The sequence below is a fragment of the Sphingomonas sp. AC411 genome (assembly GCF_979253035.1).
In genome coordinates this window covers 1,300,318-1,320,151 of record NZ_CEEDAQ010000001.1, presented here as the reverse complement: position 1 = coordinate 1,320,151, position 19,834 = coordinate 1,300,318, and the positions used below count along the sequence as shown (strand labels likewise).

The following is a 19,834-nucleotide window of genomic DNA, read 5'->3' as shown; positions in this document are numbered from 1 at the left end:
TGCGTCTGTCTATGGTTTGCCGGCTTGGCGGGGGAAGTTGCGCGATGGCATTGCGGTACGTTTGGACGGTGTGCCTCGTCGGCCTGATGATCCTCGGAACGCCGGGAGCGACTGCCGCAAAGAATGCGCCAGCCAAACGCCTCGTCATAATTGATGACGACGTCGTTGGACTGAACGGTGCGCCCGTGCTGCTGCTCCAGGCGCCCGATGTCGAGGTGCTCGGGATCACGACGACGAGCGGCTCGGTATGGCGCGACACCGCCACGGCGTACGCATTGCGGACGGTCGAAATCCTCGGGCGTACCGACGTGCCGGTTGTGCCGGGCGCGACCTATCCGCTGCTCAACACCCAGGAGTCGACCAAGCGGTGGGAGGGGCTGTACGGACGGCTAGAGTTCAAGGGACCGTGGACCGAGCCCGTGTCCGGCAGTCCGGGCCAGCCGAGCCCGGGCGCGCCCTTGCCTTCGGTCGTGCCCAGCCTGCCGATCGGCGATCCGGTTACCAAGCCCTCCGGCGAGATCGCCGCCGCGTTTCTCGTCCGGATGGTGCGCGCACACCCCGTCAGATCACGCTGTTCGCTACGGGTCCGATGACCAACATCGCGATCGCGCAGAGCCTCGATCCGAGTTTTGCCGCGAACGTGAAGGAACTGGTCTACATGGGCGGCAGCCTCAATCCGCAGCAGATGCTCGACACGCCGGCGGCGGCGGAGTTTGCGCGCGAGTTCGTCAATACGCCGCGGCGCGAATTCAATATCCGCTGGGACCCCGAAGCGGCGCGGATCATGGCGCACGGGGCGTGGCCGAAGGTGACGATGGTGCCGGTCGATCCGTCGACCGGGACCCAGTGGACGCGCAGCTTTCTCGACAGCTTGAAGCCCGCTCGTACCACGCTCACAGAAACGCTCCAGACCGGGCTCGAACCGGGTTTTCCGATGTGGGACGAGATTGCGGCGATGGTCTGGCTGGAGCCGTCGATCGTCACGCGCGGGGAGACGCTCTACATCGATTTCGAAACGAACCAGACCGCTGGCTACGGCGATACGCTGTCATGGCATGACGCGTACCGCCCGCACCTGGGAGAACGCGCGCAGCGCGTCGTGCTCCGTGTCGACCGCGCGAAGCTGGAGGCAGCCATGCGTGCTCTCTACATGCGGCCTTTGCCGCGCTGAACATCGCCGCGTCGACCACGCCGACTGGGGCAAAGATGTCGCGGTGGTCGGCAAAAGCGCATCGGGCCTGATCCGCCCTATTGCCGCACGTTACAGCGGTGTTACCGATCGGTGACGGGTCCGGGGCACACGGATCGACGCAGGAGGATGCTCGAAACCCAAGGGGGACCATCCATGATCTCGCTTGCCCGTTCGTACGTCTGCCATCGCCCGCCTGCTGGCCGCCAGCGCGCCGTTACTCGCTTTCGCCGTACCTGCCGCCGCACAGGACCAGGCCCCGACAGGCCAGGCCGTCGGTGCTCCGGACAGCGATCAGGGTCTAAGCGAGATCGTCGTGACAGCGACCCGCCGGCAGGAATCGTCGAAGGACGTCCCGCTCGCGGTCACCGCGATCAGCGGCGAGAAGCTCGACGTGCTCAACTCGAGCGGCCTCGACATCCGGTTCCTCGCCGGTCGCACGCCGAGCCTCCAGGTGGAGTCGTCGTTCGGCCGTACCTTCCCGCGCTTCTACATCCGCGGTCTCGGGAACACCGATTTTGATCCCAACGCCGCGCAGCCCGTCTCGGTCGTCTATGACGACGTCGCGCTCGAGAACCCGATGCTGAAGTCTTTCCCGGTCTTCGATCTGCAGAGCGTCGAGGTTCTTCGTGGTCCGCAGGGCACGTTGTTTGGGCGCAACACGCCAGCGGGTGTCGTGAAGATCAATTCCGCCAAGCCCAACCCCGACAAGGTGTCGGGCTATGCGACCGGGTCATGGGCGACCTACAACACCATCAACGGCGAGGCGGCGATCAATCTGCCGATCGGCAACGGTTTCGCGTTCCGCGCGTCTGGCTTGATCCAGTCGCGCGACGATTGGGTTACGAACGACTCCGCCACGGGTAACGCCGACCGCAAGCTCGAAGGCTATCGCGACGTCGCCGGCCGCTTCCAGCTCGGCTATACCAGCAGCGATTTCAACGCGTTGCTGAACGTCCACGTCCGCGACCTAACCGGGTCACCGCGCATCTTCCGCGCCGGGTTGTTCAAGCCGGGCACCAACGACTTCAACACCGGCTTCGACCCGAAGCATGCTGCGCTCGACGGCTATACCAGCCAGAGCCTGACGCAGTGGGGCACGAACCTCCGGCTCGACTATCACCTCGACGGCATCGGTACCTTCTACTCGGTCACCGGCTACGAGCAGGCCAAGGTCGAGAGCACCGGCGATGTCGACGGCGGCAACAACTACACGTTCCTCGGCGGGACGATCGGCGCCATCGACGTCGGGCTGTTCCCGTCGAACACCGGCGGCCTCACCAAGCCGAAGGAATTCAGCCAGGAACTGCGCTATGCCAGCGAGGACATGAACGGCATCCGCCTCCAGGGTGGTCTATATTATTTCCACCAGACGCTGCGCTACAACCAGTATGACTATGCGTTCGGCGGCACCGGTTCGCGCGCGACCGACCTGACGCAGGATATCTTCCACGACAATCGCAACGAGAATTACGGCGCCTTCGCGTCGATCGAGGCGAAGCCGACCGAGCTGCTGACGTTGCGCGCGGGTGTCCGTTACTCGCACGATTACCGCAACGACCTCGTCACCGCGCCGATTCCCGGCACCGGGATCAGCGACACTTTGCCAGCGCGCGCGGTCGTTCGCGGCTCGAACGTCACCTGGGATGCGAGTGCGACCTACGAACTGACGCCCGCGATCAACGTCTATTCGCGGCTGGCGACCGGTTATCAGGGCCCGGCGATCCAGGACCGCGTGACCTTCGGCAGCGTCCAGAGCACCGCGCCCAAGCAGACCACTTTCTCGGGCGAGAGCGGGTTCAAGGGCACGCTGCTCGACCGCAAGGTGAACTTCTCGCTCGACGCCTATTGGTACAGCACCAAGGACCTGCAGATCACCGCAGTCGGGGGCAGCAGCAATTCGGCGCGGCTGATCAGCGCGAACAAGGCGATCGGCTACGGGGTCGAGGGCGAGTTCGAGGCACGGCCATTGCCCGACCTGACGCTGACCGCGAGCGGCAGCTACAACTTCACCGAAATTCGCGATCCGAACATCGGCGTGGGGGTGTGCGCGACCTGCACGGTGCTCGATCCGATCGTCAACGGGTTCGCGATTATCGACGGCAACGATCTTCCCCAGGCGCCGCGCTGGATCGCCAACTGGACCGCGCGCTACGGCGTTCCGCTCGGTAACGGCGGGAAGTCTATGCCTATACCGACTGGGTCTATCGCAGCAGCATCAACTTCTTCCTGTACGAAGCCGTCGAGTTCACGGGCAAATCGTCGCTCGAAGGCGGCCTGAAGGTCGGCTACAAATCGCCGCAGGGGTATGAAGTCGGCGCGTTCGTCCGCAACATCACCAACCAGTATCGCAGCATCAGCGCGATCGACTTCAACAATTTGACCGGCATGATCAACGAACCGCGGATCATCGGCGGCCAGTTCAAGGTCGCGTTCTGAACGGTCGCGGCGCCGCCCGTCGATGCGGGCGGTGCCGCGACGAAGTTACTGCGGCAGGCGCCCGCTACGTGCGTCGCGGTCTGATCGATCGTGATCGCCAGCGGGCCCTTGGGTGCTTGCCCGACCATCTTCAGTCGTCCGGTAAATCCGTTGGCGGTGTAGGTGCCGGCGCGCGTGATCTGCATCGGACCGCCCTTTTTCTGCGGGCAGGTGAGCGTCTGCGCGTAACGACCGCCGGCGATCTGCACGGTGTCGACCCGGCATTGCGCCTTCGGGTCGGGGACCAGCAGCGCCGCGACGCCGGTCTCTGCCGATACTGGCGTCACGCACTTGTGCTCCGTCTTGGAGCGGCCCTTCATCATCTTCAGCAGGAAGCCGGGGGCGCCGGGTATGACGAGATCGACCGCGGTGGAGACGATATCCCAACGGCCCGGTGCGATGCTCTGGGCCGGGGCTGCGGCCGGTGTGGCGAGAAGAATAAGACCGAGATATTTACGCATGTTGCCACAGTGACGCAGGTGCGAGTGGGGCGCAACCGGGTTCGGTTGTGCTTGCAGCCAGGGAGGAAAGGGCCGGATCGTCGACACTTACGAGGTCCGCGCCGCGCACGTCATCGTCCGGTCCATCCCCGGGGGCGGCGACGGATGGCGAGGCATCGGCAAGATCTTCGCGCCGAGACCCGCAATGATTTGCGTGAAACGTCCGCCGGCGCTTAGGATGGGTCATGGAAAACACCGCACCCTCGCTCGACCTGTTCACCCTTCTCGAAATCGCGCTGGAGGAGCGCAACGAGGCCGCCGAGGCGTTCGATATCTTCAAGCAGGATGCCGTGATGGCGCATGCGCCGGAGGCCGGACACGAACCGGCCGTCACGAGCGAGGACGCGGCAAAGGCGGCGGCCGAGGAAGTCGACGGCTTCAGCGCGGAAGTCACTGGGTTGCTCCAGGCCGCTTCGGACGAGGACCTGTCCTCTGCCTACCGGCAATCGGGCGGCGAGGTCGGCAATCCGGTTGCCGAGGCGCTGCTCGGCGAACTCAAGCGTCGCAACCTGGGTATCTGAGCCGGCCTGTCCCTGCGGTCACCGTCCGGGACGGTAACGGTGTTCGACATGGCCCTTCAATTCGTCGGGATAGAAATAGACCGGGCGCAGATCGCCGTGTGCGTACCGCGTCACCTGGTCGGCGAAATGGGGTGAGGCGATATCGCCGCTCTGGCCGCCAGCCATGATCGCGGATGCCTTTACGCGCGGGCCGAATTCGACGACCGCGACGAAGCTGTTGCCGCTGGTGCCATAATAGCGCTTCGTACCCGGCCAGGGCTTAGCGCCGAACGATGCCAGGCTGCCCCATTGTGCCGAGGTGAACGGCACCGGGATCGAGGGTCGCGTATCGTCGAAATGCGGTTTGATTGCATCATCGAGCCGCTGGAATCGGTTGATGTCCTGCCACGGCGTCCGCCAATCGCCGAAATCGCGGCGGAGCCGATCGACGGCGGCCGTCAACGCCGCGAGCTTTGCATCGGGACCGACCCGCGTGGCGATAAAGTCCGGGACGTTCAGCCGCTCGGCTTGCGCAAAACTACCGACCTCGCGCCACAATTGATCGCCCCAGAATACCGCCAGGCTGGTCGCGGTGGACTCGTAGCTCCAGCGATAGTCCCATGACCTGAGCAGTGCGATCGGTGCCTCCAGCGCCTTGCGACGCGGGTCGGTGGTCGGGAGGGCGTTCCAGGCCGTCACCAGATCGGGCAGCAACCGGGCGAACGCCGGCAGATACGGATCGAACGCCGCCCCTCGCAGCGTATCGGGCGTCCAGCCGGACTTGCCCGTCAGCAACAGATCGGCATGCACGCCGCGCGCATTGCCTCCGACCTGATCCATGTAGCGGGGATAGTCTGCGGGCTTTGGGCTGTCGGGGCCAGCCGCGCTCCAAGGCCAGTCATTGGTGTTGTGCGCCCAGCCCGTGCGCGGATTGAGCACGCTCGGCAAGCTGGGCAGCGTATGCAGTCCGCGCCAGTCGGTCGCGGGGTCGCTGCCGTCGACGGGTCGGGTGTAATCGAAGCGATCGTCACGCAACGGCATGAACTGCGGCATCAGGAAGGCGATCTCGCCCTTGCTGTCGGCGAACAGCGTGTCGTTCGAAGAGTTGGCCTTGCGCTCGGCGACCGTCAGATAGCTTGCGAGATCGGTCGCCTTGGTCCGCAGGTAACTCTGTTCGAGCGCGGGAACGGGCTTCCACATCAATGCCGTGGCGATCCAGCGTCCCGCCTTGATTGCGACGATCGGTCCGTGATGCGTGCGATAGGTCGTGAAGCTTCGGTCGCCGGTGGTGCCGTCCGGCTTGCTGTACCGTAGCGTCACGATCTTCGTCGCGACCGGTCGGCTGACCTTGCCGTAGCGATAGTCGTAGCCGGCGCCGCGCCGCGTGATCCGTTCCGCGAATTCGTCGACGTTGTCGACCGTCGACGAGGTATGCATCCAGCCGGCCTTCGCGTTGAAGCCCTGGTAGATGAAGAACTGCCCCCACGTGCTCGCGCCATACGCGTTCAGCCCTTCGGCGCTGGTCATCTGCGCCTCGGACCGGAAATAGAAGCTGGTGTGCGGATTGATGAGCAGCAGTGCATTGCCGTTCGCGGTCAGCCGCGGCGCGATCGCGATGCCGTTGGAGCCCGATGGCTCGCGCGGCACCGTCCCGAGTTCCTCGAGGGTCGGCGGGGTCGGGCGGCCGTAGAAGGTCTTCAGGTCGCTCAGCGAGATACGCTCGATATCGCCGCCGATGCTGCCTTCGGTGAAGCTCAATGCCATCCAGGGCTCGAACCGGGTCAACACCTTGGGTCTGACCTGTGGATGCGTCGCGAGATAATAGTTCAGCCCGTCCGCCCAGGACTGCATCAGCGTGCGCAACCATGCCGGGCTTGCCGCATAGTGCGCCTTGAGTTCGACCGGATCGGCGAACAGCCGTTGCCTGAGATCCGCCCAGATCGCGTCCTCGCCCTCCGCTTCGGCGGTACGGCCCAGCGCCGTCAGATAATTCGCCTCGATCCGGGGAAAATCATCCTCAGCCTGCGCATAGATAAGCCCGAACACCGCATCGGCATCCGATCGCCCCTCGATATGCGGAATTCCCCAATCGTCGCGCGTAATCGTGACGCGGGCGGCTTGCGCCTGCCACCGCGTCCGCTCGGTTGGCGGCGTACCACGCTGGGCCGCAAGCGGCGTACCCAACAGGGCCAACAGGATCACCGGAGTGCGCGCGCGTCGAAGAACCGTGGTCATGGGCGCAGCGTAAGGCGGCAAACGGCGAAAGACCATGCGTTGGCACAGCACGGCGGATCCGAGGGACGACGTCTCCATCTCAGGCGTGCGACGTAGTCCGTGACCGTGCGCGCCTCAGCCAGATGAGCAGGAAAGGCTGGTCGGCCACCGAGACGCCGTTGGGAGTCCGGATATCGATCTTTCGTCGATCGAACTGCCAATAGTGCATCACGCTGAGGATGGCGGCGTAGAAGCACCAGACCGAGGCGAACGCGTAGCCCTTGACCAGATGGACGATCGTCAGCCCGATCACGTTGACGACGCCGTAGGTCCTGACGACACGGTGGCTCGACAGCAGCAACGCGCCGCAGGTCGCCAGGATGTAGAAGACCGACACCATCATGTTGCTCGTCATCGCGTTCAGATACGCGATCGAGTGCTGTTCGATGAAAGCCTGGGTTGGAAACAACACGAGCCCGGCGATGTCCCACAGGCAGACCAGCGCGCCGGTGATCGTCAGGCCGACGATTGCAGTGCGACGCCAGCCGGGCGGCTCCATCAATGCCACAGCGGCCGGCATCAGCACCGGCAGGATACCGAGCGCGTAGACCGTGAACAGCAGCACGGCATGATCGAGCGCGACCTTGCCCAGTTCGCCGTGCAACGCCAGCCACACCAATCCTTCGCTGAATTGATGGAGGGCGAACAACAAAGGCACCGATGCGAAGAGCAGCGCGCGTGGCTCGCGGACGTGCCGCAACGTGGCTATGCCGATCGTGGCGAGTACCCCGGAGGCAGCGAAGCTTGCAGTCGCCGAAAAGCACATGCGCGGTCGTCCAGGCTGTTGGCGGTCCGCAGGGCGTGGCGTGTTTCCGGCCACATAGCCAGCGCCGCCTGTGCGTATCGCCGCCGCACACGCTGGCGCGACGGTGGCGATGACGCTTTCCAACGGCCGGTCGAGCGCCTAAGCGACGGAAATCCCCGGGGGCCGCTGATGCGCGGCTGAGAGGTGGGCTGCAGCCCATGACCCGCTGAACCTGATCCGGCTTATACCGGCGTAGGGAGGGTCTGCGGCTGGCCCGTTGTCCCTCCGATTGGAGTGGACGTGACGTTTTTCAGTGTTGGTTCTGTTGTGACTTCCGCCGGGCGCGAGCGCAGGCTCTTGGGGCGGGCGACCCTGCTCATCTCGGCAACGCTCGCGGCCTCGGCGGCCGGGGCGCAGGTATCCGATCCGGTCGAACCCGCCGAGATCCGGGTGGTCGGCAAGCAGGACCCGGCGGGGCTGCTCCCCGACCAGAAGGTGCCGCGCGCGCAGAGTGCGATCTCCGCCGACTTCATCGTCAAGCAGGCGCCGACCCTGAACGCGTTCCAGCTGGTGACTTTGCTGCCCGGCGCGAACGTCGCGTCGAGCGATCCGTACGGTCTGTCGACCAGTTCCAGCCTGACGCTGCGCGGTCTCGGCCAGGACGAGATCGGCGTGCTGATGGAAGGCGCGCCGCAGAACGACATCGGCTATTATTACGCCTATCCGTCGCAGTTCGCCGATCCCGAGAACCTCAAGCGGATCTCGCTCGCCCAAGGCTCGGTCGATATCGACTCCCCGACGCTCGGCGGTGCAGGCGGTTTACTGTCGCTATCGCTCGACGATCCGAAGGCGCGTCCCGGCGCGCTGGTCGACCTGTCGCTCGGCAGCTACGCGGCGCGGCGCGCGTTCGTCCGGATCGATAGCGGGACGATCGGCAACACCGGGCTGAAGGCGTTCCTGTCCTATTCGAACACGCGCGCGGACAATTGGCGGGGTGCCGGTTTCGACACGCGCCAGCACATCGACGCCAAGATCCTGAACGAGTGGGGCGCCGGCAACCGCGCCAGCCTTGCACTCTCGTACAACGACGCGAACTCGTCGAGCTACCCGAGCCCGACGCTCGCCGAGTGGAATGCGCAGGGCCGCGATTTCAATTTCGACGAGCGCTACACGGCAGGGAACACCAACTATTGGCGGCTGTACCGCGCGCCGTTCCGCAACCTCTACGCCTCCGCGCCGGTGCATATCGTGCTGAACGATCGGCTTGCGCTCGACAGCACCACCTATCTCCAGTTCGGTTACGGCAACTCGCCCTACGGGACGCAGCTGACCACCGAAGGCAATTTCCTCGGCACCGAGGCACTCGCCCAGCCGATCGCGCTGCCCGGCGCAGTCGACGGCGTGGCCACGGTGCTCGGCAACTATACCGGCGACCAGATGCGGACCGGCAACGTCAGCAAGCTCACCTTCAAGACAGGCATGCACACGCTGACCGCCGGGCTCTGGTTCGATTATGGCACCGATCGCGTCACCCAGTCGTACACGTCGATTGACGCCGATGGGCAGCCGTTCGACCGCTGGGGCTATCGCGCGAAAGCGATCCGCACCGCCGACGGCCGCCTGCTCGCCTATGAGAACCAGCGCACCGTCACCGTGACGAAGGGCTTCTTCCTCGCCGACAGCATCGCGCTGACGCCGCGGCTGACGATCGACGCCGGGTTCAAGGGCGTCAACGTCCTGCGCAACGGCCGCACCTATTTGCCCGGACCGCAGGACAAGGTGCGCAACGACAGCTTCGCCGCATTGCCGCGCGCCGCGATCCACTACCGGCTCGACGACCGCCAGCAGCTGTTCGCCAACATCACCACCAACTTCCGCACCCCCAACGAGTTCACGCTCTACAACAGCTATTTCGGTGGCGAAGTCGTCGTGCGTGGGACGAACGCGCTCAAGAACGAATATTCGGTCTCGCAGGAGATCGGCTATCGGTTCATCGGCGAACAGCTCTCCGCCTCGTTGACCGGCTTCCACTACAAGTTCCGCAACCGCCAACTCGCCACCGTGCTCGACCAGGGCGGCGCGCAGGTGAACGCCACGATCAACGCCGGTGGCCAGACCTCGTACGGCGTCGATGCGGAGATCGACTACCGCCCGGTCGCGGGTGTCAGCCTGTACCTATCGGGCGAATATCTGCGCGCGCGGATCGACGACGACCTGCCCGTCGGCGCGGACTTCCTGCCGACCAGGGGCAAGCACGCGGTGTCCAGCCCGACCGTCCAGTTCGGCGTCGGCGGGATCTACGACGACGGCCGCTTCTTCGGCAGCGTCGCGTCGAAATATATCGGCCGGCAATATGCGAGCTTCATGAATGACGAGCGCATCAAGGGCTATGCGACGCTCGACCTGTCGGTCGGCATGCACCTCGCCGACTGGCTCGACGGCAAGCGCACCGACCTGCGCGTCAACGCGATCAATGTCACCGATCCGCACGTCCTCGCCGGCGTGCAGTCGGTCAGCACCAACGCGCAGGACACGATCGGCCGCAACGGCACGGTCATCGCCGGCTCGCCGCCCGCCTATTATGTCGGCAGCGGCGCAGCGGTCATGGCGACGATCTCGCGGGCGTTTTGAGGTGGTGACGCAGCCTGCGCATCTGGTCCACGGCATGGGCACCGCGATGGAGGCGCCGACCTGGCCCGCCATCACTGCCGAAGAGGCCGAGGCGGTACTCGTTCGCTTTCCGGGGGTGCTGATGACGGGGCTGCACTGGCATTCTCCCCGGCCGTTTTCCGCTGCGACCTTGGTGCATACGACGCTGGGCGCGTTCCTGTTGAAGCGTCACCATCGCAGCGTCCGCACGGTCGAGGGGCTGGCGGAGGAACACGCGTTCATCGCGCACCTTGCTGGCGCAGGCGTGTCGGTACCCGAGGTGATGGCGACCGCGGAGGGCGCGACGGCGGTGGCGAGCGGCGCTTGGTCGTACGAACTGCACCGCGCGGCGCCCGGCGCGGACCTGTACCGCGACCGCCTGTCGTGGACGCCGTTCGCCTCGTACGCGCATGCCCATGCCGCAGGGGTGACGCTCGCCACGCTGCACGAGGCGGCGCGCAGTTTCACCGCACCGGCACGCCGATCGCAGCCGCTGGTTGCCAGCTTCACCATCCTTCCCGCCGCCGATCCGATCGCTGCGGCCGAAGCCTACGTCGCCGACCGTCCCGCGCTGGCGGCATTCCTCGCTCCCCGGCCTTGGCGGCGTGAACTCGCACGACTGTTCGAAGCCTTGGGGCAGGGGCTTGCTCAACTGCTCGCCGAGCAGGCGCCCCTGTGGACACACAACGACTGGCACCCTTCCAACCTGCTCTGGGCGAACGATGGCAGCGTCCGAACCGCGTTCGACTTCGGACTCGCCGATCGCACCTGCGCCGTCCACGACATCGCCACCGCGATCGAGCGCACCGCCGTTCGCTGGCTCGACCTGGGGCAGGGGGCGGACGACATCGGCGACCCGGAGGCGGCGCTGGCGCTGCTCGCGGGCTACGCCACCACCGCGCCGCTCGGTCGCGCGGCCATCGCCGCGGTCCTGCGCGTGTTGCCGCTGGTCCACCTCGAGTTCGCGCTGTCGGAGATCGATTACTTCACCGCAGTGGTCGAAGACCCGGCATCTGCCGCGCTCACCTGGGACGGGTATCTGATCGGCCACGCGGAGTGGTTTTTGTCTACCCTAGGGCAGGATTTCCTTCGCGCGATCGAAGCCGGAGCTCATTCTCAATGACCCTGTTCGAGATCGTCGCGGTCGCGGTGAGCGTCACGGGCATATGGCTAACCGCGACGCGGCGCATGCTGTGCTGGCCGGTAAACCTCATCGCTTGCGCGCTCTATTTCAAGCTGTTCCTCGACGTCCGGCTCTATGCCGACATGGTCCTGCAAGCGCTGTTCGGGCTCGCGATCCTCTATGGCTGGGTCGCCTGGACCCGTGGCAAGGACGCCACTGGCGACGTCGTCGTGATGCCGCTCCGCCCCGCACACGCGCTCGCCGGCCTGGCCGCGGGCGCGGCCGGCGGGGTCGCGATCGGCTGGTTCCTGAGCCGCTACACCGATGCCGCATTGCCCTGGATGGACGCCGCGCTCAGCAGCTTCAGCCTCGTCGCGCAATATTGGACCGCACGCCGCCACACCGCCAACTGGCTGCTCTGGATAGTCGTCGACGTCCTCTATGTCGGCATGTTTCTCGTCAAAGGCCTGACGCTGACCGCCGGTCTCTACGCGGCGATGATCGCGCTCGCGGTGATCGGCTACCGGCAGTGGCGCATGGCCGAGGCGACAGTCTGACGACCGTACCGGTGGACGCGAGCGCTCCGCCGATCCTGTGCTAGGGAGCATCATCGGACTGCGAAAAACGGAGCGCCACCATCGTCGGGCCAAGTGTCATCCTCGCCATCCTCGGCTATGGCATCCTGCTGTTCGGGATCGCCTGGGTCGTGGACCGGCGGGGCCTGTCGCAGCGGCTGGGGCGGATCGCCTATCCGTTGTCGCTGGCTGTGTATTGCAGCAGCTGGACGTTTTTCGGCGGGGTCGGCACCGCGGCGACGCGCGGCTGGGATTACCTCGCAATCTATCTCGGGCCGGCATTGGTGTTCCTGCTTGCGCCGAAGTTTCTCGCACGGCTGGTGCGGCTGGCGCGCGAGGAAGGGTCGAGTTCGATCTCGGACTTCATTTCGGCGCGCTACGGGCGCAGTCGGGGGACTGCGGCGATCGTCGCGGGGACGGCGTTGCTCGCGTCGGTGCCGTATATCGCGCTTCAGTTGCGATCGGTGACGCTGAGCTTCGGCGCGATCGCGGGAGTCGGGAGTTCGGCGGAGGTCGGCACGTTCGTCGCGTTGCTGCTGGCGGTGTTCGCGATCCTGTTCGGCGCGCGGCGGTACGAGGTCGCGGGGCGCAATCCCGGCGTGGTCGCGGCGATCGCGGCGGAGTCGCTGATCAAGCTGTTGTGTTTCATCGTGCTCGGCGTAGTCACGGTAGCGTTGCTGGTCGATGTTCCGGCGGAGACGCTGGCGGCACCGCTCTCACGGCTCGAGTCGGGCTTTACCTGGCGCGCGCTGACCTCCGACTTCTGGGTGCGCACTGTGTTGTCAGCGCTGGCGATCCTTTGCCTACCGCGGCAATTCTATGTCGGGGTGATCGAGGCGCGCGGCCCCGATGCGGTGGCGCGAGCGCGCTGGCCCTTCATCGCGTACATGGTGGTGATCTCGCTGCTCGTCCTGCCGCTGGCGTTGGCAGGGATGACGCTGTTGCCGAGCGATGCCGAGCCCGATCTGTACGTGCTCGCGGTGCCGTTGCAGCAGGGCGAGAACCTCGTCGCGCTGATCGCGTTCATCGGCGGGTTCTCGGCAGCGACGGCGATGGTGGTGGTCGAGACGATCGCGCTGTCGACGATGGCGACCAACGACCTGCTCGCGCCGCTGCTGCTCCGGCGGCACGGCGAGGCGGGCGAGGGCGAGCTCGGTCGGCGTATGCTGCGCGTCCGGCGGGTGATCATCGCCGCGATCGTCGCGGTCGCGCTGCTGTATGGCCGGAGCCTCGGCGCGGACCTGCCGCTCGCCTCGATCGGGCTGATCGCATTTGCGGGCGTCGCGCAGTTCGCGCCTGCGCTGATCGCAACGGTCGGGTGGAACTTCGCCAATCATACCGCGGCGCGCGCCGGGCTGATCGGTGGGGTGATCGTCTGGATCTACTGCCTGTTGCTGCCGTCGATCGGCGAGAGCATCGGCCCGATGCTGGCGCAGTTCACGCGCGGCTGGCTCGATCCGGATGCGTTGCTCGGCTGGCGGATCGGCTCGCCGCTGGTGAATGGCACGGTGTGGAGCCTGGGTGTCAACGTCGCGCTTATGGCCGGGCTGCACGTGCGCGAGCGGCATCGGGGAACGCCGCGCTCGACCACGTCACGACGCTCGGCGAATTGCGGATGCTGGTTGCGCGGTTCGTCGGCGACGGCGAGGCGGAGGCGATCGGCGTGGCGTCGCCCGACCTGCGTGCGCCGATCGATGGTCCCGCCGCACGCACGGCCGAGCGGCTGATCGCGGGCGTCATCGGTGCTCCGTCGGCGCGGAAGATCGTCGCGTCGAGCATTGCCGGCTCGGCGATCGACGTCAGCGACGTGGTACGCCTCCTCGACCAGCGCGGGCGCTCGCTGCGGTTCTCGCGGACGTTGCTGTCGGCAACGCTGGAGACGATCGATCCGGGGGTTAGCGTGATCGACGCGGACCTGCGGCTGGTCGCGTGGAATCCGCGCTATGTCGAGATGTTCGACTATCCCGAGGGGTATGTCGTGGTCGGTCGCTCGATCGCCGACCTGATCCGCTACAATGCCGAGCGCGAGGGGGTCGGCGATATCGCGGCGCATGTCGGGCGGCGGGTGGCACATCTCGCGCGCGGCACGCCGCATAGTTTCGAGCGGCAGCGGCCGTCTGGGCGCTGGATCAAGATGGTCGGACGACCGATGCCGGGCGGCGGGTACGTGCAGAGTTTCACGGATATTACCGCGGAGAAGGAGGCGCAGGCTGACCTCGAGGCGCGGGTTGCGGCACGGACGCAGGATCTTGCCCAGTCGAACGCGATGCTGGACGAGGCGCGCGCGGTCGCGGAGACCGCGACGCGCGACAAGACGCGGTTCCTCGCGGCGGCGAGCCATGATTTGCTGCAGCCGTTGCACGCGGCGCGGCTGTTCTGCGCTGCACTGGACGAAGGCAAGGCACCGCATCAGGGCGAACTGGTGCGCGCGATCGATGGCGCGATCGGCTCGGCGGACACGTTGCTGCGCGCGCTGCTCGACGTGTCGCGGCTCGATGCGGGGGCGTGGTGCCGAAGGTCGAGCGGTTCGCGCTGGGGGCGCTGATCGAGGAACTGGCGGCGCAGTTCCGCCCGTTGGCGGGCGAGCGGGGGCTGGTACTGGCGTCGCATCCCGGCGCGTTCAGCGTGGCGACCGATCGATCCTTGCTGCGCTCGATCCTGCAGAATTTCCTGTCGAACGCGGTGCGCTATTCGGCGGACGGGCGGATCTGGATCGGCGCGCGGCGGCGGGGTGGCGACGTGCTGATCGAGGTTCGCGACAATGGGCCGGGGATCGCCGCGGCGGACCGCGAGCGGATCTTCGAGGAGTTCGAGCGGCTGGAGAGCAAGGGGAGCGCGGGCGGCGGCGTCGGGCTGGGGCTCGCGATCGTCCGGCGGATCGCGCGTCTGCTCGGGGCGGCGGTGGAGTTACGGTCGGAGCCGGGGCGGGGGACGACGTTTGCGGTGCGCGTGCCGCTTGCGCCCGCAGGGTTCGACGTGCCGCTGCCGACGCCCTCGGCGGCGCGCGCGCTGGTGCCGGGGTTGCGGGTGCTGTGTCTCGATAACGACGCGACGATCCTCGCGGCGCTCGACGCGGCGTTGCGTGCGCGGCGGTGCGTGCCGTTATTGGCCGCGACGATCGCCGAGGCGATGGAATTGGCTGCGGACGAGGAGCCGGATGTGGCACTGGTCGACTTCCACTTGGACGAAGAAGAGGACGGGCTCGACGTGGTCGCGCGGTTGCGGGCGATGACGCCGGCCCCGGCGATCGCGCTGGTGACCGCGGACCGTGCGGCGGTGGAGGATGTGCGGTGTACGGGGCTGGTCGTGCTGACCAAACCAGTTGAACCCGCGGATCTGTGGCGGTTCATCGAGGAGGCTTCGGCGGCCGCGGCGCAGGGAAGTTGAGCGCTTGAATCCTCCCCCGCCAGGGGAGGTGGCTGGCTCTTGCCAGACGGAGGGGAGGAAGGGAAACCTCGGTTGCAAGTTCCTCCCCTCCGTCGCCTTCGGCGCCCCCCTGGCGGGGGAGGATTTAAAGGGCGGGTCGTCCTTACTCCGGGGTGGCGGAGTAGTTCTGGTCTGCCTTAGTCGGCAAAGTGGATGTCCATTGCCCGTGCCGCCAGCACCGCTTGCGTCCGGTTCTGAACCCCCAGTTTCCGCAGGATCGCAGTCATGTGGCCTTTCACCGTGCCTTCCGAGATGCCGAGATCGAAGGCGACCTGCTTGTTGAGGCGGCCGGCGAGCACGCCGAGCAGCACCTTCAGTTCGGTGGGGGTGAGGCTGGCGACGCGGGTGGACATCTCGTCGACCGGCGCGCCTTCAGTTGGCGTGTCGCGTTCGCCCGCCAACGCGCGGGCGACCGCGTTTTCCAGCGTGGCGAGGTCGGCGGTCTTCGAAACGAAGCCAATTGCGCCATAGGCACGCGCGCGGGCGCCGCCTCGGCCTCGTCGGCCGAGGAGATCACCATGATCGGCGTGTCGGGTCGTTCGGCGTGGAGCAGTGCTACGCCGGCAAATCCCTCCGACCCCGGCATCCGCAGGTCGAGCAGGACCAGGTCGAGCCGCTCGGCACCGCGCACCGCGTCGACCGCTTCGCACAGCTGCCCCGCCTCGATCACCACCGCGTCGGGCGCGGCGCGGCTGACCGCCAGTTTGAGCGCCTGGCGGAACAGCGGGTGGTCGTCGGCGATGAGGATCGTGCGCGTCATGCCGGGACTGAAGTGGCCTCCTCGCGTCCTGCGATCAAGGCATCGACCACCGCGGGATCGGCCAGCGTCGAGGTGTCGCCGAGCTGGTCGAGCTGGTTCTCCGCGATTTTCCGCAGGATGCGGCGCATGATCTTCCCCGAACGCGTCTTCGGGAGTGCCGGGGCGAACTGGAGGATGTCAGGCGTCGCGATCGGCCCGATCTCGCGGCGGACCCACTGGACCAGCTCCTTGCGCAAGTCCTCGCTCGGCTCGGCGTTCGCGTTGAGCGTGACGTAGGCGTAAATGCCCTGGCCCTTTACGTCGTGCGGCATGCCGACGACCGCGGCCTCGGCGACCTTCGAATGCGCGACCAGCGCGCTCTCGACCTCGGCGGTGCCCATGCGGTGGCCGCTGACGTTGATGACGTCGTCGACGCGGCCGGTAATCCAGTAATAGCCGTCCCCGTCCCGGCGGCAGCCGTCGCCCGTGAAATACTTGCCCGGATAGGTCGAGAAATAGGTCTGGAAGAAGCGTTCGTGATCGTTCCACACGGTCCGCATCTGGCCGGGCCAGCTGTCGGCGATGACGAGATTGCCCTCGACTGCGCCGTCGAGGACCTTGCCGTCCGCGTCGACCAGTTCGGGGAGAACGCCGAACAGTGGCTTGGTCGCGCTGCCGGGCTTGAGCGCGGTCGCGCCGGGCAGGGGCTGATCATGTGCCCGCCGGTCTCGGTCTGCCACCAGGTGTCGACGATCGGGCAACGGCCTTCGCCGACGACGGTGTGATACCAGTTCCAAGCTTCGGGGTTGATCGGTTCGCCGACCGACCCGAGCAGGCGGAGCGACTTGCGGCTGGTGCGCGTCACCCAGTCGTCGCCCTCGCGCATCAGCGACCTGAGCGCGGTCGGTGCGGTGTAGAGAATGTTGACCTGGTACTTATCGACGATCTGCCAGAACCGGCTGTGATCGGGATAGTTCGGCACGCCCTCGAACATAACCGTGGTCGCGCCGTTCGCGAGCGCGCCGTACAGCGAATAGGTGTGGCCGGTGACCCAGCCGACATCGGCCGCGCACCAGAAGATCTCGCCGGGGCGGTAATTGAAGACGTATTCGTGCGTCATCGACGCCCACACCAGATAGCCGCCGCTGGTGTGCAGCACGCCCTTGGGCTGGCCGGTCGAGCCGCTGGTGTAGAGGATGAACAGCGGGTCTTCGGCGTTCATCGGTTCGGGTGCGCAGTCGGTCGACTGGCCCTCGACGCACTCGTGATACCAATAGTCGCGGCCTTCGGTCATCGTGACCGCGCCACCGGTGCGGCGGACGACGATGACCGCCTCGACCGCGAGATCGCCGTGGTCGAGCGCGGCGTCGACATTGGCCTTCAACGGCACGGTCTTGCCACCGCGCAAACCCTCGTCGGCGGTGATGACGATGCGGCTGTCGCAGTCGTGGATGCGGTTGCACAGGCTCTCGGGCGAGAAGCCGCCGAACACCACCGAATGGATCGCGCCGATCCGCGCGCAGGCGAGCATCGCGAACGCCGCCTCGGGAATCATCGGCAGGTAGATGGTGACGCGGTCGCCCTTCTTCACGCCGCGCGCCTTCAGGCAGTTGGCAAGCTTCGACACCTCGTCGCGCAGTTCGGTGTAGCTGATCTTGCGGGATTCGTCGGGGTCGTCGCCTTCCCACAGGATCGCGGTCGCGTCGGGGCGGGCGTCGGCGTGGCGATCGACGCAGTTGGCGGCGACGTTGAGCTGCCCGTCCTCGAACCAGCGGATGTGGAAGTCGCTCTCGTCGAACGACGTGTCCTTGATCTTGGTCGGGGCGACGATCCAGTCTAGCCGCTTGGCCTCCTTCGCCCAGAACGCGTCGGGATCGGTCGCGGCCTCGGCATACATCCGGTCATAGGCGGCGGCGTCGATCAGGGCGTCCTTTGCCCATTCTGCGGGGACGGGATAGCTGGCCTCGGTCATCTGGCTCTCCTTTGCCGCGCTGTACGCGGTCGCGTTCGGGCGATCATCCCGCACCAAAGTAAGGGATGGCCCAGCGTTCGCAATGCGCCATGATCACGACGCTCATTCCACGCGTAAGACCAGTGGAAGAGCGCGGAGACGGGGATGACACCGATGGCATTCAAGACGAGGCTGGCCTTGACCGCGTTGCTTAGCGGTACCGCGCTGGTACCAGGCACGGCGCAGGCACAGACGGCACGCGAGATCGAGCTCGAGACACGGTTGAAGGCGCTCGAAGCGGCGGTGCAGGATCTGCGCGGCGAGTTGACCGCGGCACGCGCGACGTCTGCGGCACCGATCGCCTCGACCTCAACGAACGCGGCTCCGATGAGCGCGCCTCCCATGACCGCCAATCCCATGACCGCGTCGTCGATGAGCGCGGCACCCGCGTCGCCAGGCCGATCGCCCGGCGCGACCAATGTGGCCGAGGCCAGGCCTGCCGCGACAAAGTCGGCACCGACCGACGGTTTTCGCGTCGGGAACACCACGGTCAAGCTGGGCGGCTTCGTTCGCCTCAACGTCATTGCCAGCCGCTACAGCGATGGCGAGGTCGCGGTCGGCGGGCTGGGCAAGGAGTTCTTCCTGCCGCAGCAGATTCCGGTCGGTGGCGGGTTCTCCAGCCAGGATCTGCTGCTTTCCGCGCGCCAGACCCGCCTGCAGTTCAGCACGGCGACCCCGATGAACGGCACCGAAATCAAGACGCTTGTGGAGTTCGATTTCGCGCTCGCGACGGCACCGGTCGGCGCGCAGCGCGCGACCAATCCCTACACGCCCACCTTCCGCCGCGGCTTCATCGAATATGGCAACCTGCTGGTCGGGCAGGAATGGTCGACCTTCCAGAACATCGCGGTGCTGCCGGAGACGACCGATTTCGTCGGTCCGCTGGATGGCACGGTGTTCAACCGCCAGGCGCTGGTCCGTTATTCCATTCCCTTGCGACCCGGGCTGACGTTGCAGATCGCTGCCGAGAACCCCGAGACGGAGACCGCGCTGCCGGCCAATGCGGCGCTGGTCGACACGGACGACGATCGCCTGCCCGACGTGGTGGCACGCGTGAACTGGAAGCCGACATTCGGCGATTTCGCGCTGGCCGGCATCGCGCGCGAGCTGCGCACCGATACGCTGGGCAGCGGCGACACCGCCTTCGGCTGGGGCGTTTCCGGGTCGGGCAAGATTCCCATCGGCAAGCGTCACGACCTGCGCTTCATGGCGACCTACGGGCAAGGCATTGGCCGGTACCTGGGATTGGGATACGTCCCCGACGCGATCTACGGCGGCACCGCGACCCGGCTCGAGCGGATCGACAATTTCGCGGCCTTCGCGGCGTTCCGTATCGGCTGGACCGATGCGATCCACTCGACGGTCATGGGCAGCTACCAATCGGCCGATTATCCAGCCGGCGTGATCGTCACGGGACTGGCCAATGCCAAGTCCTATGGCGGCGCGGGCAACCTGTTCTGGTCGCCTGGCAAGGGCTTCGACATCGGCGTGGAATATCGCCACGCCGTCCGCGAGCTGGTCTCGGGTGACACCGGCGCGCTCGACCGCCTCGAATTCGCATTCAAATACGGGTTCTGATTGCCCAACGCTCCAGAATCTCCATCGCTCCACCTGAGAGGATACCG

General features: G+C 66.5%; 10 protein-coding genes, 5 pseudogenes and 1 riboswitch. Of the genes and pseudogenes, 10 read left to right on the top strand and 5 right to left on the bottom strand.

All coding sequences use genetic code 11. The features are described 5' to 3' along the window. Positions 1-11 precede the first annotated feature (11 nt). Positions 12-1,171 (top strand): annotated as a pseudogene (locus tag AC0IX7_RS06740) (nucleoside hydrolase). 184 nt (positions 1,172-1,355) lie between these two features. After that, positions 1,356-3,628: pseudogene (locus AC0IX7_RS06735) on the top strand (TonB-dependent receptor). 65 nt (positions 3,629-3,693) lie between these two features. On the opposite strand, the pseudogene AC0IX7_RS06730 reads toward AC0IX7_RS06735, so the two are convergent. Further along, positions 3,694-4,128: pseudogene (locus AC0IX7_RS06730) on the bottom strand (DUF3617 domain-containing protein); the annotation flags it as partial. Positions 4,129-4,352: 224 nt separating this feature from the next. Here AC0IX7_RS06730 and AC0IX7_RS06725 point away from each other — a divergent pair. Beyond that, on the top strand, positions 4,353-4,688 hold the full coding sequence (locus AC0IX7_RS06725; protein WP_471810936.1) for a hypothetical protein: 336 nt from the start codon (positions 4,353-4,355) through the stop codon (positions 4,686-4,688). Between the two features lie 18 nt (positions 4,689-4,706). Here AC0IX7_RS06725 and AC0IX7_RS06720 read toward each other — a convergent pair whose 3' ends face one another. Continuing rightward, on the bottom strand, positions 4,707-6,902 hold the full coding sequence (locus AC0IX7_RS06720) for a penicillin acylase family protein (RefSeq protein ID WP_471810935.1): 2,196 nt from the start codon (positions 6,900-6,902) through the stop codon (positions 4,707-4,709). A 79-nt stretch (positions 6,903-6,981) separates the two neighbouring features. Beyond that, entirely contained in the window at positions 6,982-7,707 is a 726-nt protein-coding gene (locus tag AC0IX7_RS06715; protein ID WP_471810934.1) for a DUF6629 family protein, read from the bottom strand. A 146-nt stretch (positions 7,708-7,853) separates the two neighbouring features. Beyond that, positions 7,854-7,962: riboswitch (TPP riboswitch) on the top strand. A gap of 81 nt (positions 7,963-8,043) precedes the next feature. On the opposite strand from AC0IX7_RS06715, the gene AC0IX7_RS06710 reads away from it, so the two are divergent. The 6 genes from AC0IX7_RS06710 to AC0IX7_RS06685 all read left to right on the top strand — a co-directional run bounded on the left by AC0IX7_RS06710 (position 8,044) and on the right by AC0IX7_RS06685 (position 15,420). Next, entirely contained in the window at positions 8,044-10,317 is a 2,274-nt protein-coding gene (locus tag AC0IX7_RS06710; protein ID WP_471810933.1) for a TonB-dependent receptor, read from the top strand. 34 nt (positions 10,318-10,351) lie between these two features. Beyond that, positions 10,352-11,458: a phosphotransferase enzyme family protein gene (locus AC0IX7_RS06705; protein ID WP_471813772.1), complete on the top strand. Its 1,107-nt coding sequence runs from the start codon at positions 10,352-10,354 to the stop codon at positions 11,456-11,458. Next, complete coding sequence (gene pnuC / locus AC0IX7_RS06700; RefSeq protein WP_471810932.1) at positions 11,455-12,015, top strand: nicotinamide riboside transporter PnuC; 561 nt, start codon at positions 11,455-11,457, stop codon at positions 12,013-12,015. The genes AC0IX7_RS06705 and pnuC overlap by 4 nt, the downstream gene beginning before the upstream one ends. Positions 12,016-12,164: 149 nt before the next feature. Next, entirely contained in the window at positions 12,165-13,760 is a 1,596-nt protein-coding gene (locus tag AC0IX7_RS06695) for an SLC5/6 family protein (RefSeq protein WP_471810931.1), read from the top strand. After that, a complete protein-coding gene (locus AC0IX7_RS06690) occupies positions 13,649-14,578 on the top strand; it encodes a sensor histidine kinase (RefSeq protein ID WP_471810930.1) in 930 nt (309 codons plus the stop codon). Before AC0IX7_RS06695 ends, AC0IX7_RS06690 begins: the two co-directional genes overlap by 112 nt. Next, complete coding sequence (locus AC0IX7_RS06685; RefSeq protein WP_471810929.1) at positions 14,539-15,420, top strand: sensor histidine kinase; 882 nt, start codon at positions 14,539-14,541, stop codon at positions 15,418-15,420. The genes AC0IX7_RS06690 and AC0IX7_RS06685 overlap by 40 nt, the downstream gene beginning before the upstream one ends. Before the next feature lie 176 nt (positions 15,421-15,596). Here AC0IX7_RS06685 and AC0IX7_RS06680 read toward each other — a convergent pair. Both AC0IX7_RS06680 and acs read right to left on the bottom strand, forming a co-directional pair. Continuing rightward, a pseudogene (locus tag AC0IX7_RS06680) lies at positions 15,597-16,219 on the bottom strand (response regulator). Beyond that, positions 16,216-18,170 (bottom strand): annotated as a pseudogene (gene acs / locus AC0IX7_RS06675) (acetate--CoA ligase). The pseudogenes AC0IX7_RS06680 and acs overlap by 4 nt, the downstream one beginning before the upstream one ends. A 153-nt stretch (positions 18,171-18,323) precedes the next feature. Here acs and AC0IX7_RS06670 point away from each other — a divergent pair. Continuing rightward, the gene (locus tag AC0IX7_RS06670; protein WP_471810928.1) at positions 18,324-19,787 is read left to right on the top strand and encodes a DcaP family trimeric outer membrane transporter; all 1,464 of its coding nucleotides are present in this window, start codon (positions 18,324-18,326) and stop codon (positions 19,785-19,787) included. The last annotated feature ends 47 nt before the right edge of the window (positions 19,788-19,834 follow it).